Source organism: Janthinobacterium sp. AD80, assembly GCF_002878455.1.
Taxonomy (GTDB): domain Bacteria; phylum Pseudomonadota; class Gammaproteobacteria; order Burkholderiales; family Burkholderiaceae_D; genus Janthinobacterium.
Map to the genome: position 1 here is coordinate 15,556 of NZ_NRDQ01000125.1, position 23,001 is coordinate 38,556.

Annotated in this window: 25 protein-coding genes and 1 pseudogene; 21 read left to right on the forward strand and 5 right to left on the reverse strand. The window is 64.5% G+C overall.

Going from position 1 to position 23,001, the window contains the following annotated elements:
- Positions 1-190 precede the first annotated feature (190 nt).
- The 4 genes from mscL to JaAD80_RS21475 are packed head-to-tail and all read left to right on the forward strand — an operon-like array spanning position 191 to position 2,920.
- Positions 191-640 carry a large conductance mechanosensitive channel protein MscL gene (gene mscL / locus JaAD80_RS21460; protein ID WP_102297220.1) on the forward strand — a complete coding sequence of 150 codons (450 nt, stop codon included), beginning with the start codon at positions 191-193 and terminating at the stop codon, positions 638-640.
- Between the two features lie 42 nt (positions 641-682).
- Complete coding sequence (locus tag JaAD80_RS21465; protein WP_180979524.1) at positions 683-1,840, forward strand: Do family serine endopeptidase; 1,158 nt, start codon at positions 683-685, stop codon at positions 1,838-1,840.
- 21 nt (positions 1,841-1,861) lie between these two features.
- Positions 1,862-2,560 carry a DUF2461 domain-containing protein gene (locus JaAD80_RS21470; RefSeq protein ID WP_102297226.1) on the forward strand — a complete coding sequence of 233 codons (699 nt, stop codon included), beginning with the start codon at positions 1,862-1,864 and terminating at the stop codon, positions 2,558-2,560.
- 18 nt (positions 2,561-2,578) lie between these two features.
- Positions 2,579-2,920 (forward strand): hypothetical protein, encoded by a 342-nt coding sequence (locus JaAD80_RS21475; RefSeq protein ID WP_102297228.1) that lies wholly within the window; start codon positions 2,579-2,581, stop codon positions 2,918-2,920.
- Positions 2,921-2,934: 14 nt separating this feature from the next.
- Here JaAD80_RS21475 and JaAD80_RS21480 read toward each other — a convergent pair whose 3' ends face one another.
- The 5 genes from JaAD80_RS21480 to JaAD80_RS21500 form a co-directional block, all read right to left on the reverse strand.
- Positions 2,935-3,999, reverse strand: a complete 1,065-nt coding sequence (locus tag JaAD80_RS21480) for an NAD(P)H-dependent glycerol-3-phosphate dehydrogenase (RefSeq protein ID WP_102297230.1) — start codon at positions 3,997-3,999, stop codon at positions 2,935-2,937.
- Between the two features lie 68 nt (positions 4,000-4,067).
- On the reverse strand, positions 4,068-4,529 hold the full coding sequence (locus JaAD80_RS21485) for an SH3 domain-containing protein (RefSeq protein WP_102297233.1): 462 nt from the start codon (positions 4,527-4,529) through the stop codon (positions 4,068-4,070).
- 182 nt (positions 4,530-4,711) lie between these two features.
- The gene (secB, locus tag JaAD80_RS21490; RefSeq protein WP_034783580.1) at positions 4,712-5,185 is read right to left on the reverse strand and encodes a protein-export chaperone SecB; all 474 of its coding nucleotides are present in this window, start codon (positions 5,183-5,185) and stop codon (positions 4,712-4,714) included.
- Positions 5,186-5,345: 160 nt separating this feature from the next.
- Positions 5,346-5,612, reverse strand: a complete 267-nt coding sequence (gene grxC / locus JaAD80_RS21495; RefSeq protein ID WP_034753025.1) for a glutaredoxin 3 — start codon at positions 5,610-5,612, stop codon at positions 5,346-5,348.
- A 27-nt stretch (positions 5,613-5,639) separates the two neighbouring features.
- Entirely contained in the window at positions 5,640-6,056 is a 417-nt protein-coding gene (locus tag JaAD80_RS21500) for a rhodanese-like domain-containing protein (RefSeq protein WP_102297236.1), read from the reverse strand.
- A 106-nt stretch (positions 6,057-6,162) separates the two neighbouring features.
- On the opposite strand from JaAD80_RS21500, the gene gpmA reads away from it, so the two are divergent.
- From gpmA to JaAD80_RS21585, 17 genes and pseudogenes are all read left to right on the forward strand, one after another.
- Positions 6,163-6,909 (forward strand): 2,3-diphosphoglycerate-dependent phosphoglycerate mutase, encoded by a 747-nt coding sequence (gene gpmA, locus JaAD80_RS21505; RefSeq protein ID WP_034753030.1) that lies wholly within the window; start codon positions 6,163-6,165, stop codon positions 6,907-6,909.
- 77 nt (positions 6,910-6,986) lie between these two features.
- A complete protein-coding gene (locus JaAD80_RS21510) occupies positions 6,987-8,450 on the forward strand; it encodes a murein hydrolase activator EnvC (protein ID WP_102297263.1) in 1,464 nt (487 codons plus the stop codon).
- A gap of 48 nt (positions 8,451-8,498) precedes the next feature.
- Complete coding sequence (locus JaAD80_RS21515) at positions 8,499-9,992, forward strand: S41 family peptidase (protein WP_102297238.1); 1,494 nt, start codon at positions 8,499-8,501, stop codon at positions 9,990-9,992.
- Between the two features lie 64 nt (positions 9,993-10,056).
- On the forward strand, positions 10,057-10,818 hold the full coding sequence (locus tag JaAD80_RS21520) for a molybdopterin-synthase adenylyltransferase MoeB (protein WP_102297240.1): 762 nt from the start codon (positions 10,057-10,059) through the stop codon (positions 10,816-10,818).
- Positions 10,819-10,911: 93 nt separating this feature from the next.
- On the forward strand, positions 10,912-11,364 hold the full coding sequence (gene gspG / locus JaAD80_RS21525) for a type II secretion system major pseudopilin GspG (protein WP_102297242.1): 453 nt from the start codon (positions 10,912-10,914) through the stop codon (positions 11,362-11,364).
- Positions 11,365-11,391: 27 nt separating this feature from the next.
- Positions 11,392-11,877, forward strand: coding sequence for a type II secretion system minor pseudopilin GspH (gene gspH / locus JaAD80_RS21530; RefSeq protein WP_258003116.1), 486 nt, complete (start codon positions 11,392-11,394; stop codon positions 11,875-11,877).
- Entirely contained in the window at positions 11,877-12,269 is a 393-nt protein-coding gene (gspI, locus tag JaAD80_RS21535; RefSeq protein WP_102297268.1) for a type II secretion system minor pseudopilin GspI, read from the forward strand. Before gspH ends, gspI begins: the two co-directional genes overlap by 1 nt.
- The gene (locus JaAD80_RS21540) at positions 12,269-12,892 is read left to right on the forward strand and encodes a type II secretion system protein J (protein ID WP_102297245.1); all 624 of its coding nucleotides are present in this window, start codon (positions 12,269-12,271) and stop codon (positions 12,890-12,892) included. The genes gspI and JaAD80_RS21540 overlap by 1 nt, the downstream gene beginning before the upstream one ends.
- Entirely contained in the window at positions 12,889-13,872 is a 984-nt protein-coding gene (gene gspK / locus JaAD80_RS21545; protein ID WP_102297247.1) for a type II secretion system minor pseudopilin GspK, read from the forward strand. Before JaAD80_RS21540 ends, gspK begins: the two co-directional genes overlap by 4 nt.
- An 18-nt stretch (positions 13,873-13,890) precedes the next feature.
- The gene (gspL, locus tag JaAD80_RS21550; RefSeq protein ID WP_258003117.1) at positions 13,891-15,120 is read left to right on the forward strand and encodes a type II secretion system protein GspL; all 1,230 of its coding nucleotides are present in this window, start codon (positions 13,891-13,893) and stop codon (positions 15,118-15,120) included.
- Positions 15,117-15,650, forward strand: coding sequence for a type II secretion system protein GspM (gene gspM, locus JaAD80_RS21555; RefSeq protein ID WP_102297253.1), 534 nt, complete (start codon positions 15,117-15,119; stop codon positions 15,648-15,650). The genes gspL and gspM overlap by 4 nt, the downstream gene beginning before the upstream one ends.
- Positions 15,647-16,423 carry a type II secretion system protein N gene (locus tag JaAD80_RS21560; RefSeq protein ID WP_102297255.1) on the forward strand — a complete coding sequence of 259 codons (777 nt, stop codon included), beginning with the start codon at positions 15,647-15,649 and terminating at the stop codon, positions 16,421-16,423. Before gspM ends, JaAD80_RS21560 begins: the two co-directional genes overlap by 4 nt.
- Positions 16,420-18,665, forward strand: a pseudogene (gspD, locus tag JaAD80_RS32050) (type II secretion system secretin GspD). Before JaAD80_RS21560 ends, gspD begins: the two are co-directional and overlap by 4 nt.
- A 10-nt stretch (positions 18,666-18,675) precedes the next feature.
- A complete protein-coding gene (gene gspE / locus JaAD80_RS21570; RefSeq protein WP_102297258.1) occupies positions 18,676-20,097 on the forward strand; it encodes a type II secretion system ATPase GspE in 1,422 nt (473 codons plus the stop codon).
- Positions 20,098-20,107: 10 nt separating this feature from the next.
- Positions 20,108-21,328: a type II secretion system inner membrane protein GspF gene (gene gspF / locus JaAD80_RS21575; protein ID WP_102297260.1), complete on the forward strand. Its 1,221-nt coding sequence runs from the start codon at positions 20,108-20,110 to the stop codon at positions 21,326-21,328.
- A gap of 15 nt (positions 21,329-21,343) precedes the next feature.
- On the forward strand, positions 21,344-21,910 hold the full coding sequence (locus JaAD80_RS21580) for a type II secretion system protein N (RefSeq protein ID WP_102297261.1): 567 nt from the start codon (positions 21,344-21,346) through the stop codon (positions 21,908-21,910).
- Positions 21,911-22,030: 120 nt separating this feature from the next.
- A partial coding sequence (locus JaAD80_RS21585) for a patatin-like phospholipase family protein (RefSeq protein ID WP_146012471.1) occupies positions 22,031-23,001 on the forward strand: 971 nt, incomplete at its 3' end.

Consider the following 23,001-nt stretch of genomic DNA (forward strand, 5'->3'; position numbering starts at 1 on the left):
AAACAACGAATAAAACAAAAACGTTGCTTGTACCATAATTTATATACTTTTGCAGGAGGTGGCTAGTTCTTTCGAACTAGATGCGCGCGGCTGTACCAGAATGGCCCGCGTCCGCAACCGCAAGTTGGTGACGATGGGAATCAATAGTATGATCGGCATGTTTTTATATACATCCGAAGGAGAATAATTCATGGCAATGATGCAAGAATTTAAAGAATTTGCAATGAAGGGCAACGTCGTCGATCTGGCGGTCGGTGTCATTATCGGTGGCGCCTTCGGCAAGATTGTCGATTCCCTGGTGCAAGACGTGATCATGCCGCCCATCGGCCGCATTTTCGGTGGCCTCGATTTCGCCAATTACTACCTGCCCCTGAATGGCCAGGCCACGACCATGACCCTGGTGGAAGCGAAGAAGGCGGGCGCCGTGCTGGCCTACGGTAACTTCCTCACCATTTTGCTCAATTTCATCATTCTCGCCTTCATCATCTTCCAGATGGTGCGCCTGATGAACAAGGCCCGCCGCGCCCAGCCGGAGGCACTGGCCGTCGCCCCGGCCACGCCGGAAGACATCGTGCTGCTGCGTGAAATTCGCGACTCTCTGCAGAAGAACGGACAGAAAAGCAACGATCTGGCAAAATAAGCCGGACCGGCACCGGGCCGGCTGACCTGGACAGAGAGCCTTATGCGACGATTTTGGTTGTTGTTTGCGCAAACCGTGACCATCGCGTTGGCGCTGTACTTTGTGTATGGCGCGCTGCGCCCGGCCAGCCGGGTACAGCAGCTGGGTTCGCCAGCGAAGCCGGTGCCCGTGGTGGAAACGGCGTCCAGCAGCCTGGCGCCCGGCTCCTACCGCGACGCGGCGGCGCGCGCCATGCCCGCCGTCGTCAATATCCTTACCATGCAGGTACCCAAGCGCGGTGCCCATCCGCTGGCGCGCGACCCCTTCTTCAAGCGCTTCTTCGGCGACCGCGATCCCGGTCTCGACGACGACGACCTGCGCAACAGCCTCGGCTCGGGCGTCATCGTCAGCCATGAAGGCTACATTCTGACGAATAACCATGTGGTCGAAGGCGCCGACGAAATCGAAGTAGTGCTGACGGATGGCCGCAAGGCGCCCGCCAAGATCGTCGGCCTGGACCCGGAAACGGACCTGGCCGTCATCAAGATCGACCTCGACAAGCTGCCCGTCATCGTGCTGGGCCAGTCGGAACTGGCGCGCGTGGGCGACGTGGTGCTGGCCATCGGCAACCCGTTCGGCGTGGGCCAGACAGTGACCATGGGCATCATCTCGGCGCTGGGCCGCAACAATCTGCACATCAACAGTTTTGAAAACTTCATCCAGACGGATGCGGCGATCAACTTCGGCAATTCGGGCGGCGCCCTGGTCGACACGCGCGGCAACCTGATCGGCATTAACACGGCGATCTATTCGCAAAGCGGCGGCTCCGTCGGCATCGGCTTCGCCATTCCCGTCTCGACGGCCAAGACGGTGATGGAAGCCATCATCAAGGATGGCCACGTGGTGCGCGGCTGGATCGGCGTGGAAACGCAGGACATCACGCCCGAGCTGGCGCAAAGCTTCGGCCTGCAGCGTACCAGCGGCGCCATCATCGCCGGCGTGGTGCGCAACGGCCCGGCCGACAAGGCGGGCATCGTGCCCGGCGACATCCTGCTGGCCGTTGATGGCAAGCCCGTCGGCGACACGACGGAAATGCTCAATCTGATCGCCCAACTGCCACCCGGCGGAAAAGCTAAAATGACGGTGCTGCGCAAGAATCGCGAAGCGGCGCTCGACGTGGTGGTGGGCAAGCGCCCCATCCCGAAAGAGCTTTCCAAATAGTTGCTGATCGGAAGCTGACACATGCATGTGCGTGACTTGACCCAATTTTTACGTGAACTGAGCGACAACAATAACCGTCCCTGGTTTGTGATGAACAAGCCCCGCTACGACATCCTGCGCGAGGAATTCCTCGCGCTGGTGACGGCCTTGATTGGCGAACTGGGCAAGTTTGACCCGGCCGTCAAATACTGCAATCCGAAGAAGGCCCTGTTCCGCATCAACCGCGACGTGCGCTTTGCGCACGATAAAAGCCCGTATAAAACGCGCTTTTCCGCCGCCATCGCGCCGAACGACATGCGCCGTCCCAGCAAGGCGGGCGGCCCCACGTATTATCTGCAGATCGATGGCCAGGGCAACTTGCTGTTCGGCGCCGGCGAATACATGCCGCCGCCGGGACGATTAAAAGCGCTGCGCGAGCATATGCTCAACGATGCGCCAGGGTTTTCCAAAGTGCTGAAAAATAAGCGTTTAAAGGCGCGCTACGGCACCATCCAGAACGAGGGCAAGCTGCAGCGCCCGCCCAAGGGCTTTGACGCGGACGCGGAACACATCGAATTCATCAAGCTGAAAAGCTTTTTTGTCTGGACCGAAGTGCCGTTGCCCGTGAATGCGCCGGAACAGTTGCTGCCGGCGCTGGCCGAAGGCTTGAAGGATGCGTGGCCGCTGGTCGAGTGGATGCGCGGTGCGCAGGAAGCGGAAGCGGCGCAAGACGCCGCCTGATCTTAAAGGGAGAGCGCAATGGCATTAGCACATGCGGCATCGGGCCAAGTGATCGACGTGCAGGGGGCGGCGGGGGAAGATCTGTCGCAGTTTTCCGCCATCGCCCTGGCCAAGACGGATGAACTGGAATTGATCCGCATGTGCATGCCCAAGGGCAAGACCATGCCCGAGCATCACGTGCTCGGCGAGATCACCTTGCTGTGCCTGCAAGGCCAGGTGGCGGTGGACGCGCATGGCGGTGTGCAAGTGCTGGGGCCGGGGCAGATGCTGTACCTGCACGGCGGCCAGGCGCATGCGCTGGAAGCGCAAGAGGACAGCCTGTTGCTGCTGACGATATTGATGGCCAAGGCGGGGCGCTAGCTTTCCCCGGCGGATCAGGCCGCCTCGGCGCGCGGATCGCGCGACAGCAGCTGCTGCACCATCACGTGCGGCAAATCCCCATCGAACAGTACGCCGGCCACGGCATTCGTGATGGGCATCTCGACGCCCATGCAGCGCGCCAGTTCACGCACGGCCTTGGCGCACGGCACGCCTTCGGCCACATGGCCCAGTTCGGCCACGATGGTGTCGAGCGCCTTGCCTTGCGCCAGGCCCAGGCCGACGCGCCGGTTGCGCGACAGGTCGCCCGTGCAGGTCAGGATCAAATCGCCCATGCCCGTCAGGCCCATGAAGGTTTCCGTCTGGCCACCCAAGGCCGTGCCCAGGCGCGTAATTTCCGCCAGGCCGCGCGTGATCAGTGCGGCGCGCGCATTCAAGCCCAGGCCCAGGCCGTCGGCCACGCCGGTGGCGATCGCCAGCACATTCTTGACGGCGCCGCCCACTTCCACGCCCACCAGGTCTTCGCTCGCATACACGCGGATGGTGCCGCCATGCAAGGCCGAGACGACCTTGGCGCGCAAGGCGCTGTCCAGCGAGGCAATGGTCAGTGCGCACGGCAAGCCGCGCGCCACTTCCTGCGCGAACGAGGGACCGGACAGGGCGCCGCCGGCGACCGTGTCGCCCAGCACTTCCTGCACGATCTGGTGCGGCAGCATGCCCGTGCCGCCTTCAAAACCCTTGCACAGCCACACGAGGCTGGTAATGGCCTTGTCTTTCAGCTGATCTTTCAGCTGATGCAGCATCGGCCGCAAGCCTGCCACGGGGCAGGCGGCGATCAGCAGGCCGTGTTCGCCGCCGGCATGCGCCACGGCGGCGTTGAAATCGGCGCTGATGCGCAATTGCGGCGGTAATGTGAAACCTGGCAAATAGCTGTTTTCGCCGCTGGCGGCCATGGCGGCCATGGCGTCGCCGTTGCGGCCCCACAGCAGCACATCGTGGCGGCCAGCCAGGGCCATGGCCACGGCCGTGCCCCAGGCGCCAGCGCCCAGCACGGTGATCGGGCGCGGGGCGGCCTGGGCGCCAGGAATGGACTCGGGGGTGACTTCAGGGGAAACTTGCATGCGACCTCAAAGGGGCAGGTGAAACGGGCGCGGCGGCAGGGCCGGCGCCCGGATGAATCTGGTGGCTCTTACAGCCCCCACACTTCGCTGGTCTTGACGTAGCCGCTCTGGCCATCCTTGTGGCGCACCTTGACCCAGCCGGAGCTGGCTTGCTCGCTCATTTCCAGCAGCACGCCCTTGTCGACGAGGAGGATGGCGGAGGCCGTGTCGTCGGGGCTGGCGCGGACCTTGAGGTTCGCGGCGCGTGCCACGACGTTGCGCTTGGCGGACAGGCCCTTGGCTTCCGTCCAGGCCATTTCGCCGCTGGCGTCGCGTACCTTGACCCAGTCGCCATAGCTGAGCACGACTTCCAGCGGCATGCCGCGTGGTGCCACGTACAGCTTGCCACCCTTGGAAGACGGCGCGTCATACAGGATCACGGGGGCGGCGCCCACGGTTTTGAAATCGACAGCGTGGCTGGCGGCGGTCGCCAGCAGCAGCACGGCGCCGGCCATCCAGCGGAACTTGCTCAAGAGCGCACTTTTCAACATGATATTTTTTGAACCTTAACGAAACACGGCGGCCAGGCCGCCGTTTCTTACCTGCAGTATAGAGCACTCACAAAACCGTCGCGAGCGGCAGTGCATTGTGGCCGAGAAGCGCAGCTGTGCTAGAGCACAGCGGGCATCACAGGCCGCAAGGCGCGCCGCGCAGCAGGTTTGGTGAGATGTTCTTAGTGCGTTTCGCTGGCTGCGGGCGCTGCTGCAGCGGCGTCAGCAATAGCTTGCAGACGTTGTTGGTAGAACACTTCGAAGTTGATCTCGGCCAGGTGCACTGGCGGGAAGCCGGCACGGGTGATCACGTCGGCGATGTTGGCGCGCAGGTAAGGGTAGATGATGTTCGGGCAGCCGATTCCCAGCAGTGGATCGAGTTGATCCGCAGGAATGTTGCGCGCTTCGAAAATACCAGCTTGCTTGCCTTCAACCAGGAAAGCGACTTTTTCACCGACTTTGGCAGTCACGGTGATGGTCACGGTGGCTTCAAAGATGCCGTCGGCCAGAGGCGCGGCGCCCACGTCCAGAGCAACTTCGATCGCTGGCGCTTCTTGTTCCAGGAAAATAGCTGGGGAATTTGGTTGTTCCAGCGACATGTCTTTCAGGTAGACGCGTTGGATTTGGAAGACTGGTTGCAGATTTTCGTCAGACATGGAACGCTTTCGTTGTAAAGGACAAGAACGGCACACCGTTCAAATATGGTGCTTGCGGTATGTTAACCGTGCCGGATAGGCACGGCCAGATCAGGTGCGAGGGCAATTGTATCAAAACAATACGACAAAAAACCAAGCAATTTCTCGAACCCGCTTTATATCAGGCTGCTGTGCCGTTTAACAAGGGGTCCAGCTTGCCGGCTTGATCCAGCGCATACAAATCGTCGAAACCACCGACGTGGGTATCGCCCACATAGATCTGCGGTACCGTGCGGCGGCCCGTGCGTTCCATCATCTTGATGCGCTCTTCCGGATCAAGGTCGACGCGGATCTTTTGCACGGCCACGCCCTTCGATTCCAGCAGGCGCTCGGCGCGCACGCAATACGGGCACACGGCGGTGCTATACACAATTACGGGGACAGTCATGATGATTCCTTCCAGTTAAGTGCCGGCTTACTTCGCCAGCGACAAGGTCTTCAATGGCAAACCCTGCTTTTTCCATTCGTCGAGGCCGCCTTCCAGGCTCGTTGCCTCAGCGAAACCAGCTTTGCCCAGCAGGCCGACGGCCGTAGCCGAGCGCGAACCTTTCTGGCAAACCACTACAATGGGGCGCGTTTTGAATTTTTCCAGCTCGCCCAGGCGTTTTGCCAGTTCCGGCAGCGGAATGTTTTTCGCCTCAGGCAAGTGGCCCGTGGCGAATTCTTCCGCGCTGCGCACGTCGACGATGACGGTCTTGCCACGGTTGATCAGTTGCGTGACTTCCAGCACGGTCGCGCGCTTGCCGCGCATCGACAGCAGTGGCCAGAGGAGGGCGCCGCCGGAAATAATGACGATGGCAAACAGAAAAATGTGGTCGATAATGAATTTCACGTAGGGTCCAATGGTTTAAGTCAATCCGCGCATTATAAAATAGAAGCTGGACGAGGTCTTTTTACGTTTTGCTTTTTTGATTTGAACCCCTTGAGAAGATAGAACTATGTACAAAATCGTTTTCATGCGTCACGGCGAGTCCACCTGGAACCTCGATAACCGCTTCACCGGCTGGACCGACGTCGATCTGACGGAAAAGGGCGTCAACGAAGCCAAGGCCGCCGGCCAGATCCTCAAGCAGGAAGGTTTTACGTTTGACGTGGCCTACACTTCCGTCCTGAAGCGCGCCATCCGCACCCTGTGGCTGGCGCTCGACGAAATGGACATGATGTATCTGCCGATCAAGAACGACTGGCGTTTGAACGAGCGCCACTACGGCGCCCTGCAAGGCCTGGACAAGGGCGAGACGGCCGCCAAGTATGGCGACGAGCAAGTATTGGTATGGCGCCGCAGCTACGACACGCCGCCGCCGCCGCTGGCGGAAGATGACGACCGCGCCTCGTTCAACGACCCGCGCTACGCCGGCCTGCCGAAGGCGTCGATTCCGCTGACCGAATGCCTGAAGGACACCGTGGCGCGCGTGATGCCGGCCTGGGACGAAGAAATCGCCCCGGCCATCCGCGCTGGCAAGAAGATCATCATTTCTGCCCACGGCAACAGCCTGCGCGCCTTGATCAAGATGCTGGACGGCATCAGCGACAGCGACATCGTCGGCCTGAACATCCCGAACGGCCAGCCGCTCGTGTACGAACTGGACGCCGACCTGAAACCGATCCGCCATTACTACCTGGGCGACCCGGCAGCGATTGCGGCAGCCCAGGCTGCCGTGGCGAACCAAGGGAAGGCCAAGTAACTTTGTCGTCTCTCTTCCGCGGCACAGCCATCGCCCCCTCTGCTGAACGACCCCTGCCGGCGTGGCGCGCCGCTGCCCTGCTGTGCGCGGCGCTGCTGTTGTCGAGCAGCTACGCGCAGGGCGCCAAACCCACCGAACGCAGCAAGCAGAAGGCGGCCGCGGAAGCACAACGCGCCGGATTGCAACAAAAGCTGACGGCGCTCAAGCGCGACATCAGCCGCACGGAAAGCGCCAAGGACGACGCGGCCGACACCCTGGCCGAGTCGGAAGAGGCCATTTCCAACGCCAACCGCGCCTTGCGCGACCTGGCGCAGGAGCAAAGCGAGACGGGCGTGAAACTGACGGCGCTGGGGCAGGAGCACCAGCAGCTGACGGCCACGGTCGACAAGCAGAAGGCGCAGCTGTCCAAGCTGCTGCGCGAACAATACGTGGCCGGCAACGAAGACCGCATCAAGCTGCTCTTGTCCGGCGACAACCCGAATCGCATCAACCGCGACCTGCAATTCATGGCCTATGTATCGCAGGCGCAGGCGCGCCTGCTGGAAGCCTTGCGCGCCAACTTGCTGGCCGTGGAGAAAAATCAGGCGGACGTGCAGAACGCCAAGGATGAGCTGGAAGAGATCGCGCAGGAAGAGCGCGAGCAGAAGGCCCTGCTGGTGCAGGAAAAGGCGCGCCGCGCCGCCTTGCTGACGAGTTTGTCGCAGCGCCTGGTGGCGCAGCGCAAGGAAGCAGGCAATGTCGAGCGCGATGAACAGCGCATGGGCAACCTGGTCGACAAGCTGGCCAAGCTGATCGAAGAGCAGGCCGCCGCCGCCGCGGCGGAAAAGAAACGCCAGCAATTGCTGGCCGAGCAGCGCGCCGCCGCGAAAGCGGCCGCCGACGCCAAGATCGCCGCGGAAAAACGCGAACGCCTGCTGGCCGCGCGTGCCAAGGCCGCCCAGGCGCAGGCCGAGCGCGAGCGCATTGCCAAAGAGCAACAGAACAAATCCGGCAAGATCAAGCCGCAGACACCGCCGCCGCCGCCCGTGAAGCTCGAACCCATCGATGACGACGAGCCGCCGCAGGTGGCCAAGGTGACGCCGAAACCAGAACCGAAGCCGGAACCGGAGCCGGAACGCCCGAGCCTGGGCCCGGCCGCGCCGGCCGGCGCCTTTGCCAGCCTGAAAGGGCAGTTGCGCGCGCCCGTGGCCGGCAAGATCGCCGCCCGTTTCGGCAGCAAGCGCGGAGACGGCCCCAGCTGGAAGGGCGTGTTCATCCGCACGGGCGAAGGCAGCGAAATCCACGCCATCGCCGGCGGCAGGGTGGTGTTTTCCGACTGGCTGCGCGGTTTCGGCAACCTGATCATCGTCGACCATGGCGGCCAGTACATGAGTATTTATGGCAATAACCAATCCTTGCTGAAACGCGTCGGCGACGCCGTCAAGGGAGGCGACGCCATTGCCAGCGCGGGCAACAGCGGCGGCAACGAGGAATCAGGGCTATACTTTGAACTGCGTCATCAGGGCCGCGCCTTCGATCCAGCCACCTGGGTGAAGTTTTAAGTTCCCCACCATTGCTGCGGCAGCGTATTTGTAGATTGCGAAGAAGATATGGGCATCAAAGTCAAAAGTATCGGCCTGATTGGTCTGGGCGTACTGGCCGGTATCGGCATGTCGCTGCAATTTCCGGCTGTGGCGCAGAAAATCACGAATGCCCCCTTGCCGCTCGACGAGCTGCGCCAGCTGTCCGACGTGTTTGGCCTGATCAAGAGCGATTATGTCGAAAAGGTGGAAGACAAGAAGCTGCTGACGGAAGCCATTTCCGGCATGGTGTCCTCGCTGGACCCGCATTCCGTCTACCTGGATAAAAATGCTTTCAAGGAAATGCGCGAAAGCGTGCAAGGCAAGTTTGTCGGCATCGGCATCGAAGTGAGCATGGAAGACGGCTACGTGAAAGTCGTCTCGCCCATCGAGGACAGTCCTGCCGCCAAGGCTGGCATCCAGGCGGGCGACCTGATTACCCGTCTCGACAATATTCCGCTCAAAGGCATGCAGCTGGAAGAAGTCATCAAGAAGATGCGCGGCCAGCCCGGCAGCAAGCTGGTGCTGACCATGTCGCGCAAGGGCGAAAGCAAGCCGCTGGTGTTCCCCATTGTGCGCGAGGAAATCCGCGTGCAAAGCGTGAAGGCCAAGATGGTCGCGCCCGGTTATGCCTGGCTGCGCATCGCCCAGTTCCAGGAACCGACCGTCGATGACATGGTCAAAAAGATCAACGCGCTGTATGCGCAAGACCCCAAGCTCAAGGGCCTGGTGCTGGACTTGCGCAACGATCCGGGCGGCGTCGTGCCGGGCGCCATTGGCGTGGCCACGGCTTTCCTGCCGGGCAATTCGGTGATCGTCTCGACCAAGGGCCAGTTGCCGGAATCGAAACAGGTATTTTATGGCCGCCGCGAATTCTATGCGCCGCCGGGTGCCAAGGCTGACCCGCTGGCCAAGCTGCCGGCCGCGCTGAAAACCGTGCCGCTGGTGGTGCTGGTCAATGCCGGTTCCGCCTCCGCCTCGGAAATCGTCGCCGGCGCCCTGCAGGATTACCAGCGCGCCACCGTCATCGGCACGCAGACCTTCGGCAAGGGTTCCGTGCAAACCTTGCGCCAGATCACGGCCGACACGGCCGTCAAGCTGACCACGGCGCGCTACTACACGCCGAAGGGCCGCGCCATCCAGGCGCGCGGCATCGTGCCCGACCTGCTGGTCGATGAAACGGCCGAGGGCGATGGCTGGAACAGCCTGCGCATCCGCGAGGCGGACCTGGAAAAACACCTGAGCAGCAACGATGGCAAGCCGGAAGCGGTCAAGCCGACCATGGAAGGCATGCAGGATCAACTGGAAGAAGAACAGCGCCTGATCGCCACGGCGAAAAAGCGCAAGCCGCTCGAATACGGCGCCAAGGATGATTTCCAGTTGCAGCAAGCCCTGAACCATTTCCAGGGTCTGCCGGTGCAGCTGGCCAAGGTGGATGCCAAGGACGAGAAGATCAGCGCCAAGCCGGAAATCGCTTCCGACATCAAGGCGGACGATAAAAAGATTCCGGTGCAGAAGCCTTGATGCGTAATTTCAGTCGCTCCCCAAACCTGGCGCAAGGGCTGGGGTTTGCAGTGGAAATGATATCGTGAACGACAATCAACTGCTGCGCTACTCGCGCCACATCCTGTTAGACGAGATCGGCATCGAAGGCCAGCAAGCCCTGCTGGACGCGCATGTGCTGGTGATCGGCGCGGGCGGGCTCGGTTCGCCGGCCGCCATGTATTTGGCTTCGGCCGGTGTCGGCAAGCTGACCCTGGTCGATGACGACACGGTCGACCTGACCAATCTGCAACGCCAGATCGCCCACACGACGGCCCGCGTGGGCCAGCCGAAAGTGCTGTCGGCGCGCGAAACCTTGCTTGGCATCAATCCAGACATTGCAATCATGGCCTTGCAGGAGCGCCTCGACGGCGCGCGCCTGGCCGAACTGGTCTTATCCAGCACGGTGGTGCTCGACTGCACCGACAACTTCGCCACGCGCCACGCCGTCAACCGCGCCTGCGTGTCGCACAAGGTGCCGCTGGTGTCGGGCGCCGTCATCCGTTTCGACGGGCAAGTGAGCGTATTCGATCCGCGCGCGGGCACGCAGCCCTGCTATTGCTGCCTGTTCCCGCAGGAGCAGCAGTTCACGGATGAGGCGTGCTCGACCATGGGCGTGTTCGCGCCGCTGGTCGGCGTGGTCGGCGCCATGCAGGCGGCCGAGGCCTTGAAACTGGTGATGGGCGTGGGGCAATCGCTGGCCGGGCGCCTGCTGCTGCTCGACGGTTTGCACATGGAATGGAGCAGCATGCAGGTCGCCCGCGACCCCGGCTGCGCCGTCTGCGGCGAAGTGGTCTTGCCGGCCTGAGAGTCGCGGCAGAAATTTTTCCCTATATGACAGGCTTTGTCATATTTCCGCTTTATACTCTGCACTCATTACTCACCTTCTTCTCTCTTTCTTATGCAAAACGCAGCAAACCATCCGACACGCCAGCGCCGCGCGCGTGGCTTCACTCTGATCGAAATCATGGTCGTGGTGGTGATCATGGGCATCCTGGCCTCGCTGGTGGTGCCCAAGCTGATTGCCCGCACGGGCGAGTCGAAAGTGGCGGCGGCGAAAGTCGACATCGCTACCGTGATGCAAGCCTTGAAACTGTATCGCCTGGACAACCAGCGCTACCCGACCACCGAGCAGGGCCTGCATGCGCTGATCGAAAAACCGACGACGGGACCGGCCGCGAATGGCTGGAAGGCGGGCGGCTACCTGGAAAAGATGCCGAAAGATCCATGGGGCAATCCTTACCAGTACCTGTCGCCGGGCGTGAAGGGCGAAGTCGACATCATTTCGCTGGGCGCCGATGGCCAGCCAGGCGGTAGCGGCGACGATGCCGATATCGGCTCGTGGGACCTGTAAGTTTCCCCGCTTTCACATTTCATGCTCATGCGCGCCATGCCACACGGGCGTTACTCCCGCAGCCGTGGCTTCACGCTGATCGAACTGCTGGTGGTGATGGTCATCATCGGCGTCACCCTGGGCCTGGTGTCGCTGAACGCCATGCCGAACGGCCAGCAGGCGCTGCAAAAGGAAGCCGAGCGCATCGCCCTGCTGCTGCAGCTGGCGCGCGATGAAGCCATCGTGCGCAGCCGGCAAGTGGCCTTCGAGGCCGATGAAAATCAATACCGTTTCCTGGTGCTCAATGAAAAGCTGTGGCAACCCGTGACGCAGGACGATTTGCTGCGCGAGCGGACATTCGCCAACACCCCCATGCTGCTCAGCGTGCAGCCGTCGAACAGCGTGGCCCAGCCGCTGCGCATCATCTTCGGCCGCGAACCGGTCGACAAGCCATTCGTGCTGACCCTGGCCAGCGGCGAGCGCAGCGTGGCCATCCGCGCCGACGGCATCGGCCACTTCACGGTCGAGCAATGATGCGGCGCTTACCCCACCGCCAGCAGCGCGGCGCGCAGTCCGGCTTCACCCTGCTTGAAGTGTTGGTGGCGCTCGTCATCGTCGGCACGGCGCTGGGCGCCTCCCTGCGCGCCGTCGGCAGCCTGACGCAGAACAGCGACGGCTTGCGCAGCGCCATGATGGCCACCTGGTCGGCGGAAAACCATCTGGTGCGCCTGCGCCTGGCGAAAACCTTCCCGCAGACGGGCAAGCGCACGGTCGACTGCCCGCAAGGCGACTTGAAACTCATTTGCGAGGAAGAGGTGGTGGCCACGCCGAATCCGCGCATCCGCCAGGTACGCGTCAATGTGTATGACGCGCAATATCCTGCCCGGCGCATCGTGCGCCTGGTGCTGCTTTCCTTTAACGACTGATGGCGCGCCGTCCCGTCTCCGCCGCCGGCTTCACCCTGATCGAGCTGCTCGTGGCGATCGGCATCCTGGCCATGGTCGCCGTGCTGGGCTGGCGCGGCCTGGACAGCATCGTGCGTTCGCGCGAAGTGCTGACCAGCCAGCTGGAGCAGGCGCGCGGCATGCAGCTGGCGTTTGCCCAGATGCAGAGCGATTGCGACCACCTGGCCGGCGCCGGCCTGAACAATAATCTGCTGAATGGCCGCACCAACCTGACGGCGGAAAATGACCGCCTGACCCTGGTGCGTCTGGCTGCCTCGGAGCAGGAACCGCAACAGATGCAAGTGGTCACTTACCGCCTGAATGGCGGCGTGCTGACGCGGCGCGAGTCGAACGGCACGCGCGACCTGGCCGTGCTCGACACCCTGTGGCAGGCGGCACGCGACGATACGGATACCGCCAGCGCCGACGTGATCCTGATGCGCGGCGTCGACAGCATGGTCATGCGCGGTTGGAGCAATGGCGCCTGGAACGTGCTGACGGCGGGCGCCACCATCTCGACGCAGGTGCCGGGCCTGGAAGTGACCTTGCAGATGCCGGGCCAGGAAGCGGGCCTGTCCAAAGTCTTTTTGCTGGGGCCGGGATGAAGCCGTTGACACGTCCTTCGCGCCAGCGCGGCGTGGCCGTCATCACTGCCCTGCTGCTGACGGCGCTGGCCATCACGGTGGTCGCCAGCCTGTTCTGGCAGCAGCAGGTGCAGGTGCGCTCGATGGAAAACCAGCGGCTGCGCCTGCAGACGCAGTGGGCCATGCGCGGCATGGTCGACTTCGCCCGCTTCTGGCTGCGCCAGGACAATCCCTCGCTGACGGCGCTCGATGGCGTGTGGGCCACGCCCATCGAGGAAGCGCGGCTCGACGATTACGTCGACCGCGAAAAGGTCGACACGGAAAAATTCGACGCCACCGTGTCGGGCCGCGCGCTCGACGCCCAGGCGCGTTTCAATATCACCAATCTGGTGGCCGCCACGGGCGACGTCAATCCGAAGCAGGTGCAGGCCTACCAGCGCCTGCTGTCGAACTTGCAGCTCGACAGCGGGCTGGCGCAGGCAACGGCCGATGCCGTGCTGCGCGCCAAGCCGAAACCGCGCGCAGCCAGCAGCGGCACCAGCGGCGATGGCAAGACGCCGGCCGCCACGCCCGCGTCCGGCGGCAGCAGCGAGCCGGTGGCGTTTACGCAAGTGGAAGATTTGCTGGCCGTGCCCGGTTACACGCCGCAGATGATCGAGCAGCTGCGCGACTTCGTCATCATCTTGCCGGAATTGACGGCGGTGAACGTGAATACGGCGCCGGCCGAAGTGCTGGCCGCCATCACGACCATGTCCTTGTCCGAGGCCAGCGCGCTGACCTTGAGCAATCCGCGTAAAAAGTTTGTCGATCTGCCTAACTTCAAGAATAATATTAATGACAAGCAAGTGATTGATGGCGTCGATGCCGATGTGAAGAGCCGCTACTTCCTTACCGTCATCCGCGTGCGGCTGGACCGCGCCGCCCTCGATGCCGTGGCGCTCGTCAATCGAAAAACGGATCCGCAGCGCACCACCAGCCTGGTCTGGTTGCGGGAAAATTAACCCTGAAAGCGAGTCACTTTGACAACTTTGTATATCCGCCATCCGGCCAAGGCGTCCACCGACTGCGCACCTGCCTGCTCCTTCGTGCTGGCCGGCGACGGCGGCGCCTTGCTGCAGCAGGGCAGTGCGGCACTGGGCAGCCTGGGCCAGCTGATCGCCGGCGCGAAGCAGGTGGTCTTGCTGCTGGCGGCGGCCGACGTGACCCTGCTGCGCCTGAAAACCCCGCCGCTGGCCGGCGCCCGTTTGCGCGCGGCCCTGCCGGGACTGGTGGAAGAACACATCCTGGGCGAGGCGCAGGATTGCCTGCTGGCCGCCGGCGCGCCCGATGCCAGCGGCATGCGCACGGTGGCCGTGGCGCAGCGCGCCTGGGCCGAGGTACTGGTCAAAGCCTTGCTGGCGCAGGGCGCACGCAAGGTGGCGCTGCTGCCGTCGCAGCTGTGCCTGCCCTTGCAGCCGGGCAGCGTGACGGCTTCCCTGCAGGCCGTCGGCGATGGCCTGGAACTGGCCTTGCGCCAGGCGCCGCAAGAGGGCCTGGGCCTGGTCTTGCCGGCGCAGCCGCAGCAGGCGCTGCTGACGACGCGCGCGTTTGCCGGCGACGTGCCCCTGACGGTGTACGTGGCGCAGGCCGAGCTGGCGCAGTACCAGCAGCTGGCCGCCGGCATGGATGGCGTGGCGGTGGAACCCGATCATTGGGCGCACTGGATCGCCGGGGCGAAAAATGCGGGACTGGACCTGGCCGGCGCGCTGGGCACGGCGACGGGGGCGGCGGCCGACTGGCGCCGCTGGCGCTGGCCCATCCGCCTGGCGCTGCTGACGGTGGTGGTCAACCTGGCGGGCATGAATATCGAATGGATGCGTTTGAAGCGCGAGGTGGCCACCGTGCGCACCTCGATGCAGCAAACCTTCAAGGCGGCCTATCCGAACGAGACGCCCGTGTATGGGCTGGAGGCGGAACAGATGCGGCGCAATATCGCTGCCGCCAAGCTGCAAAGCGGCCAGGCCAGCATGGATGACTTTACCAGCATGAGCGCTGCCCTGGGCGAGGCGCTGGGCGGCCTGGCCGGGCGCGGCGTGGTGGCCTCGCTGGAATACCGCGAGCGCAGCCTGATCGTCAGGCTGAAGCCGGACATGGTCGACGCCAGCGCCCAGGCGCAGGTGCGCGAAGGATTGGCCGCGCGCAAGCTGGCCTTGAATGAAACGGAGCCGGGCGTGTGGAAGATCACGCCGGCCACGGGAGCAAAAGCATGAGTGCAGCAGTGAACCGGGGGCGCGCCGTGCTGGCCGCCCGCCAGCAGGCCGTGCAAACGTTCTGGAGCGAGCGCACGCCGCAGGAGCGCAAGCTGCTGTCGATTGGCGCCGTGGTGGCGGGGCTGGCCCTCGTCTATGCGGTGTTTTTTGAGCCGGCCTGGACGGGCCGCAGCGAATTGCAAAAGAGCTTGCCCGAGCTGCGCCAGAATGCGGCCCAGCTGCAGGCGCTGGCGCGTGAAGCCGGCGACTTGTCGCGCCAGGCGCCGGTGCAAGTGGCGCAGATGACGCGCGCCAGCCTGGAAGCGTCGCTGAAGGCGCGCGGCCTGGCGCCGCAATCGCTGTCGATGACGGGCGAATATGCGCGCGTACAACTGACGGGCGTGCCGTTTGCCAGCGTCATGCTGTGGCTCGACGGCTTGCGCCGCGAAGGCCGCATCGCCGTGCAGGAAGCGAAAATCACGGCGCAGACCAAGGCCGGGCTGGTCGACGCCAGCCTGAGCCTGCACCAGAGCCCGGGCGCGGTGCGATGATGCGCCTGCTCGGATGGCTGCTGGCCATCGTTGCCAGCGTCTGCATCACCTTGCTGGTATTTTTCCCGGCCGGCTGGGTGGCGGGCATCGTGGAAAAGCAGACGGGCGGACGTTTGACCTTGGGCGACGCGCAAGGTACCCTGTGGCGCGGCTCGGCCTTTATTGGCGGGGCTGCCAGCGCGAATGGCGCCGTGACGCCGCTGCTGCCGGGACGCTTCAGCTGGCGCATTTCGCCCTCGGTGCTGTGGGGCTCGGTGGACGTGGAACTGCAGAACGCGCAGGCGCTGTCGCAGGCCGTGAACTTGCGCGGTTCCTGGTCGCACTGGCAAGTCAGCCCGGCGGCCCTGCTGCTGCCGGCCGATGGCCTGGGCGGCCTGGGCGCGCCCTTGAATACCGTGGCGCCGACGGGCAGCATGCGCCTGTCATGGAGCACCTTGCAGCTGGCACTGGAAAAGCAGCAGTTTTCCGCCGTTGGCCGCACCACCTTGCAGATGACGGACATGGCTTCGCGCCTGTCGTCCTTGCGTCCGCTGGGCAGTTATGAACTCGATTTTGATTGGCAGGGGCAGCAGGCGACGTTGACACTGCGCTCCATCAAGGGACCGCTGCTGCTCGATGGCAGCGGTAGCCTGAATCAGGGCCGCATGCAGTTTTCCGGCCAGGCCCAGGCCGCAGCAGGATATGAAGAGACCTTGGCGAGTTTGTTGAATTTGCTGGGACAGCGCCGTAGCAATAGCGAAAAAAACATCATCGCCTTAGAGTTTAGACAATGAAAAAACCATCCGTGAGCCCAAATACCTCCTCCTTCTCGCTGCGCCGCCTGTCGGCCGCCGCCTTGCTGTGCTGTTCCGTGGCCGGCCTGCCGGCGCCTGTCTGGGCTGCGCCCGGCGATGAAGCGGCGCTCAATTTCGTCGGCGCCGACATCGAATCGGTGATCAAGGCGGTGGGCCACTACACCAACATCAACTTCGTCATCGACCCGCGCGTGAAGGGCACGATCACCCTAGTGTCGGAAAAATCCATCAGCAAGACCCAGGCCTTCGGACTGCTCGCTTCCGCCTTGCGCCTGCAGGGCTATGCGGTGGTCTCCGGCGACGGCTATGCGAAGGTGGTGCCGGAAGCGGACGCCAAGCTGCAGTCCGTGCCGACCCAGGTGGGCAACAGCGGCAGCCAGGTAAAGGGCGATCAGATCGCCACCCAGGTGTTTTACCTGAACTACGAATCGTCGGCCAACCTGCTGGCCGTGCTGCGCCCCCTGATTTCGCCGAATAACACGATCAACGCCAACCCCGGCAACAACTCGCTGGTGATCACCGATTACGCGGATAACCTCAAGCGCCTGGCGAAGATCATCGCCGCGCTTGACGTGCCCGCCTCGACGGACCTGGACGTGATTCCCGTGCGCTATGCGATCGCCTCCGACCTGGCCTCGATGGTAAACAAGCTGATGGAAGGCGGCAGCGCCGGCGCCGGTGCGGCGGCCGACGCGGGCAAGGTGTCCGTGCTGGCCGACCCGCGCACCAATTCGCTGGTGCTGCGCGCGCCATCGGCGCGCGCGCCAACCTGGCCAAGTCGCTGATCTCGAAGCTGGACCAGCCCACCACGCAGCTGGGCAATGTGCACGTGGTGTACCTGAAAAATGCGGACGCCACCAAGCTGGCGCAGACCCTGCGCTCGGTGGTGACGTCGGACGGCACGGCCGCCTCGGCGCAGCAGGGCGGCACGAACAGCATCAACGCGAACAACCAGAATAGCCAGAGCGGCAACAGCGGCATGAACAGCACTGGCCTGGGCGGCAATACGCAAAATGGCACCACGGGCGGCGCTTCGCTGAGCAACGGACCGCAGCAGCTGTCCTCGGGCGGCGCGGCCGGCTTCATCCAGGCCGATGCTTCCACCAACACCCTGATCTTGACCTGCAACGAAGCCGTCTACCGCAACCTGCGCGCCGTGATCGACCAGCTCGACGTGCGCCGCGCCCAGGTCTACATCGAGGCGCTGATCGTCGAAGTGACGTCGGCCAAGGCCTCCGAATTCGGCGTGCAGTGGCTGGGGCTCTCGGGCGACAGCACCAGCAGCTACCGCGTCGGCGCGCTGCAGTCGTTCGCCTCGGGCACCACCAACAACATCGCCGCCCTCGCCACGGGCGGCGGCAAGGTCTTGCCGACGGGCGGCCTGACCCTGGGCATCTTCAAGCAGATCAATGGCGCGCTGGGCCTGGGCGCGCTGGCGCATGCGCTGGAATCGGACGGCAACGCCAACATCCTGTCGACACCGAACCTGATCACCCTGGACAACGAACTGGCGACCATCAAGGTGGGGCAGAACGTGCCTATCCTGACGGGCCAGTACACCAGCACGGCCGGCACCAACACCAACCCGTTCCAGACCATCGACCGCAAGGAAGTGGGCCTGACCCTGAAGGTGCGCCCGCAGATTTCCGAAGGCGGCACCATCAAGCTGGGCATCTATCACGAGACATCGAGCGTGGACAAATCCACGGCCTCGGCAGTCAGCGGCATCACCATCAACAACCGCGTGATCGAAAACAATGTGCTGGCCGACGATGGCCAGATCATCGTGCTGGGTGGCCTGATCGAGGACAGCACGGGCGACAACGCGGAGAAGGTGCGCGGCCTGGGCGACATTCCCGTGCTGGGCAATCTGTTCAAGTACCAGACGCGCGAGCGCAAGAAAACCAACCTGATGGTGTTCCTGCGCCCCGTCATCGTGCGCAACAAGGAGCAGAGCGGCAGCCTGGCCGCCGACCGCTATGACTACATGCGTTCGGCCGAGACGGCCGCCGTGCCGGCCACGGGCAACCTGATGCTGAAAGACCTGGGCACGCCCGTGCTGCCAGCCTTGCAGGATGGCCAGCCGGTGGGCGGCAATATGGTGACGCGCCCCGTGCCGCCGGCACCGACGCCGCCGCCAGGGGCGCCGGCCAACGCGGCCACGCCGCCGCAGTCGATGCTGCAGCAATATCAGCAGCAACAGCCGCAGCCGCAGAAGTGATCGGGTCGCCATGAGTAATTTGCTCCCCTACGCCTACGCGCGCGATTTCGGCCTGCTGGCCCGGCCTGGCGCCATTGATGGCGCCCCCGTCGAGGTGCTGGTGGCGGCAGCGACAGCACCGGCGGCGATTGCCGAGGTGTCGCGCCGCTTCGGCCAGATCCAGTTGACGGTGCTGCCGCGCGCCGAACTCGATGCGGCCATTGCCGGCGCTTACGCGGGCGGCGGTGGCGACGCTTCGCAGATGGCCGATGAATTCGATGCCGACCTCGATCTGACCAAGCTGCTGCAGGACGTGCCGGCCATCGAGGACTTGCTTGAATCGTCCGACGACGCGCCCGTCATCCGCATGATCAACGCCTTGCTCACGCAGGCGCTGCGCGAAGGCGCCTCCGATATCCACATCGAGCCGTTCGAGCAGACTTCCGTCGTGCGCTTTCGCATCGACGGCAGCCTGCGCGACGTCGTGCGTCCGCGCAAGGCCATCCACGGCTCGCTGATCTCGCGCATCAAGATCATGGCGCAGCTCGACATCGCCGAAAAGCGCCTGCCGCAAGACGGCCGCATCACCCTGCGCGTGGGCGGCAAGCCCGTCGACGTGCGCGTCTCGACCCTGCCGACCGGGCATGGCGAACGGGCCGTGCTGCGTTTGCTGGACAAGGAAGCGGGCCGCCTGGACCTGCAGCACCTGGGCATGAGCGCGCCCATGCTGGCGCAGTTCGATGGCCTGATCACGCAGCCGCACGGCATCGTGCTGGTCACGGGGCCGACCGGCTCGGGCAAGACCACGACCCTGTATGCGGCGCTGTCGATGCTCAACGCGACGACGACGAATATCCTGACGGTGGAAGACCCGATCGAGTACGACCTGGCTGGCGTCGGCCAGACGCAGGTCAACCCGCGCATCGACATGACGTTTGCCAAGGCCTTGCGGGCGATCCTGCGGCAGGACCCGGACGTGATCATGATCGGCGAGATCCGCGACCTGGAAACGGCGCAGATCGCCGTGCAGGCATCCCTGACGGGCCACCTGGTGCTGGCGACCCTGCACACGAATGACGCCTCGGCGGCCGTGACGCGCCTGCTGGACATGGGCATCGAACCGTTCCTGCTGTCGTCGTCGCTGCTGGGTGTGCTGGCACAGCGCCTGGTGCGAAAATTGTGCGGGTCCTGCAAGACCTTCGATGGCGAATACTGGCAGGCGGTCGGCTGCGAGCATTGCGGCCAGACGGGCTACCAGGGCCGTGTCGGCGTGTACGAGCTGCTGCGCACGACGGAGCAGATCCGCGCGCAGATCCACAACCGCGCCTCCGAAGCGGAAGTGCGCGCGGTGGCCCTGCAGGACGGCATGCTGAGCATGCGCGACGACGGCGAACGCTGGCTGCGCGACGGCACCACCACGCAGGCTGAATTGCTGCGCGTGACCAAAGACTAGGCCCGCCACCATGCCCGCATTCCGTTATGAAGCCGTCGATGCGCAAGGCGCCACCCGCAAGGGCGTGCTCAATGCCGACAGTCCCCGTTCCGCGCGCGCCGAGCTGCGCGTGCAAGGCCTGGTGCCGCTGGCCGTCGAACAGATCGCCGCGCAGGTCGATGCCGCCGGCGTCACCAAACGGCGCGGCTTCGGCGAGCGCCTGTCGAGTACCGAGCTGGCGCTGTTTACGCGCCAGCTGGCCAGTTTGCTGGAAGCGGGCCTGCCGCTGGAGCAGGCCTTTTCCGCGCTGCTGGAACAGGCCGAGCGGCCCTACCTGCGCGACCTGATCGCCTCGATCCGCTCGGAAGTGATCGGCGGCGCCGCGTTTTCCGACGTGCTGGCGCGCCATCCGCGCGACTTCGCGGAAATTTACCGCGCGCTGGTGGCGTCGGGCGAGCAGATCGGCCATCTGTCGCGCGTGCTGTCGCGCCTGGCCGACTACATCGAGCGGCGCAACGCGCTGCTGCAGAAGGTCAAGCTGGCGTTTACCTATCCGGCCATCGTCACGGTGGTGGCGTTTTCCATCGTCATTTTCCTGCTCACCTATGTGGTGCCGCAGATCGTTTCCGTATTCGCCAACACCAAGCAGAAATTGCCCATGCTGACGGTGATCATGCTGGCGCTGTCGGACTTCGTGCGCAACTACGGCCTCATCGTGGCCGTGCTGGTGGCCGGCGCCTGGTTCGCCTGGCGGCGCGCGCTGCAGCAGCCGGCGCTGAAGCGGCGCTGGCATACCTGGCTGCTGACGGCGCCCCTGTACGGCAAGTTCGAGCGCAGCCTGAACACGGCGCGTTTCGCCAGCACCCTGGCCATCACCACGGGTTCCGGCGTGCCGATCCTGCGTGCGCTCGACACCAGCCGCGATACCTTGACCAATGTGGCCATGCAGGAGCTGGTGCAGGAGGCCAGCGGCGCCGTGCGCGAAGGCGTCAGCCTGGCGCGCGCGCTGTCGGCGCAGAAGCATTTTCCGCCCATGCTGATCCACATGATACGCGCCGGTGAAATCACGGGCGAGTTGCCGGCCATGCTGGAACGCGCCGCCAGCGCCCAGGAGCAGGACCTGGAACGCCGCACGCTGACCATCGCCGGCCTGCTGGAGCCGGCCCTGATCCTGGCCATGGGCGTGGTGGTGCTGCTGATCGTGCTGGCCGTGCTGATGCCGATTATCGAAATCAATCAGCTCGTAAGATAAGAACTCAAGGAAGCCATGAAGCGTTTGCCCCAATTCGTAAGTCTGCTCGCCGTCGTGGCGCTGTCCGTGTCGCTGGCCTATTGGGCCATGCAGCTGTTCAAGGCACCGCAACGGCCCATCAATCCGCCCGCCGTGCCGGTGGTGCAGGATGCCAGCGTGGAAGCGGGCGCCTCGCTGTTCGGCGGCCAGGTCAGCGTGGCCACGGCCAGCAACTACCAGCTCAAGGGCGTGGTGGCCGCCAGCAATGGTCGCCGCAGCGTGGCCATCATCTCGACCGATGGCAAGCCGTCGGTGGCTGTGCCTGAGGGTACCGAAGTGGTGCCCGGCGTGACGGTGCAGGAGGTGCATGCGCGCCACGTGCTGCTGCAGGATGGCGGCGTGAGCAAACGCATCGACCTGGTGGCCGACGACAAGGCGCTGGCCCTGCCAGCCATGCTGCCGGGTGCCGCGCCCACGCCAGCGCCGGCGCCGGCGACGAACCTGGTGCCGCCGCCGCTGCCGATGGAAACGCAGCCGCGCGCGGGAGCGATGATGCCGGCCGCGCCGCCGGTGACGACCGTCACGCCGCCGCCATCAAATTAAGTGACGTAGCCGTCCCTACGTCGTATCGTGTTTTTGCCGCTGGCGCCATGCCGCCAGCGCTACAGGAGTTTTCATGTTTTCGATCCGTGCCGTCCTGGCAGCAGGCTGCGTGGCGGCGCTATGCGCCTTGCCCAAGCTGGCGTTGCCGCCGATGTTCCCGCCGCCGCATCCCCCCCTGAAACCGTCCGCGCCGCCAGCGCAGTACCTGCGCCCGTGGCGGCGCGTCCGCGCATCGCCCTGGTGCTGTCGGGCGGCGGCGCGCGCGGCCTCGCGCATATCGGCGTGCTCAAGGTGCTGCAGGAACTGCATGTGCCGATCGACATGGTGGTCGGCACCAGCATGGGCGGCGTGGTGGGCGGTGCATATGCGGCCGGCGCTTCCGTCGCCGAGCTGGAAAAGATGGCGCGCGAGACCAACTGGGCGCGCGTGGTGGCGGACCGTCCGCCGCGCGACGAACTGGCGTTCCGCCGCCGCGAGGAAGATCTCTTGCTGCCTTCGCGCATCGAGTTTGGCGTCAGCCGCAACGGCATTTCCACGCCGCCCGCGGCCGCCAGCAATGCGGCGCTGGAGATGGCGCTGAATCGGCTGCTGCCGGCCGGCATGCGCGACCGCCCGGCCAGCCAGCTGCCGTTGCCATTCCGCTCGGTGGCCTCGGATCTGGTCAGCGGCGAACTGGTGGAACTGGTCGACACGCCGCTGTTCCTGTCGATGCGCGCCTCGCTGGCCGTGCCGGGCGTGTTTTCGCCCGTGCGCGTGAACAACCGCCTGGTGGTCGACGGGGGGCTGGTGCGCAACCTGCCCGTCGACATGGCGCGCGCCATGGGCGCCGACATCGTCATCGCCGTCAACGTGGGCACGCCGCTGGCGCCGGAAAAAGACCTGGGCAGCGCCATCGGCGTGGCGCAGCAGATGCTGCAGATCCTCACGGAGCAGAACGTGCAGCGCTCGCTGAAGGAAATGCGCGCGCAGGATATCCTGGTGGCGCCCGACCTGACGGGCGTGAGTTTCCTCGATTTTGAAAATTATGCGCGCGCCATGCGCGCCGGGGAGCAGGCGGCGCAGGCCCTGGCCGCGCGCCTGGCGCCGCTGGC

Coding starts and splice junctions, on each gene's coding strand:
- mscL (WP_102297220.1), top strand. CDS start 191: ATGGCAATGATGCAAGAATTTAAAGAATTTGCAATGAAGGGCAACGTC.
- JaAD80_RS21465 (WP_180979524.1), top strand. CDS start 683: ATGCGACGATTTTGGTTGTTGTTTGCGCAAACCGTGACCATCGCGTTG.
- JaAD80_RS21470 (WP_102297226.1), top strand. CDS start 1,862: ATGCATGTGCGTGACTTGACCCAATTTTTACGTGAACTGAGCGACAAC.
- JaAD80_RS21475 (WP_102297228.1), top strand. CDS start 2,579: ATGGCATTAGCACATGCGGCATCGGGCCAAGTGATCGACGTGCAGGGG.
- JaAD80_RS21480 (WP_102297230.1), bottom strand. CDS start 3,999: ATGCAAGTTTCCCCTGAAGTCACCCCCGAGTCCATTCCTGGCGCCCAG.
- JaAD80_RS21485 (WP_102297233.1), bottom strand. CDS start 4,529: ATGTTGAAAAGTGCGCTCTTGAGCAAGTTCCGCTGGATGGCCGGCGCC.
- secB (WP_034783580.1), bottom strand. CDS start 5,185: ATGTCTGACGAAAATCTGCAACCAGTCTTCCAAATCCAACGCGTCTAC.
- grxC (WP_034753025.1), bottom strand. CDS start 5,612: ATGACTGTCCCCGTAATTGTGTATAGCACCGCCGTGTGCCCGTATTGC.
- gpmA (WP_034753030.1), top strand. CDS start 6,163: ATGTACAAAATCGTTTTCATGCGTCACGGCGAGTCCACCTGGAACCTC.
- JaAD80_RS21515 (WP_102297238.1), top strand. CDS start 8,499: ATGGGCATCAAAGTCAAAAGTATCGGCCTGATTGGTCTGGGCGTACTG.
- gspG (WP_102297242.1), top strand. CDS start 10,912: ATGCAAAACGCAGCAAACCATCCGACACGCCAGCGCCGCGCGCGTGGC.
- gspH (WP_258003116.1), top strand. CDS start 11,392: ATGCGCGCCATGCCACACGGGCGTTACTCCCGCAGCCGTGGCTTCACG.
- gspI (WP_102297268.1), top strand. CDS start 11,877: ATGCGGCGCTTACCCCACCGCCAGCAGCGCGGCGCGCAGTCCGGCTTC.
- JaAD80_RS21540 (WP_102297245.1), top strand. CDS start 12,269: ATGGCGCGCCGTCCCGTCTCCGCCGCCGGCTTCACCCTGATCGAGCTG.
- gspK (WP_102297247.1), top strand. CDS start 12,889: ATGAAGCCGTTGACACGTCCTTCGCGCCAGCGCGGCGTGGCCGTCATC.
- gspM (WP_102297253.1), top strand. CDS start 15,117: ATGAGTGCAGCAGTGAACCGGGGGCGCGCCGTGCTGGCCGCCCGCCAG.
- JaAD80_RS21560 (WP_102297255.1), top strand. CDS start 15,647: ATGATGCGCCTGCTCGGATGGCTGCTGGCCATCGTTGCCAGCGTCTGC.
- gspE (WP_102297258.1), top strand. CDS start 18,676: ATGAGTAATTTGCTCCCCTACGCCTACGCGCGCGATTTCGGCCTGCTG.
- gspF (WP_102297260.1), top strand. CDS start 20,108: ATGCCCGCATTCCGTTATGAAGCCGTCGATGCGCAAGGCGCCACCCGC.
- JaAD80_RS21580 (WP_102297261.1), top strand. CDS start 21,344: ATGAAGCGTTTGCCCCAATTCGTAAGTCTGCTCGCCGTCGTGGCGCTG.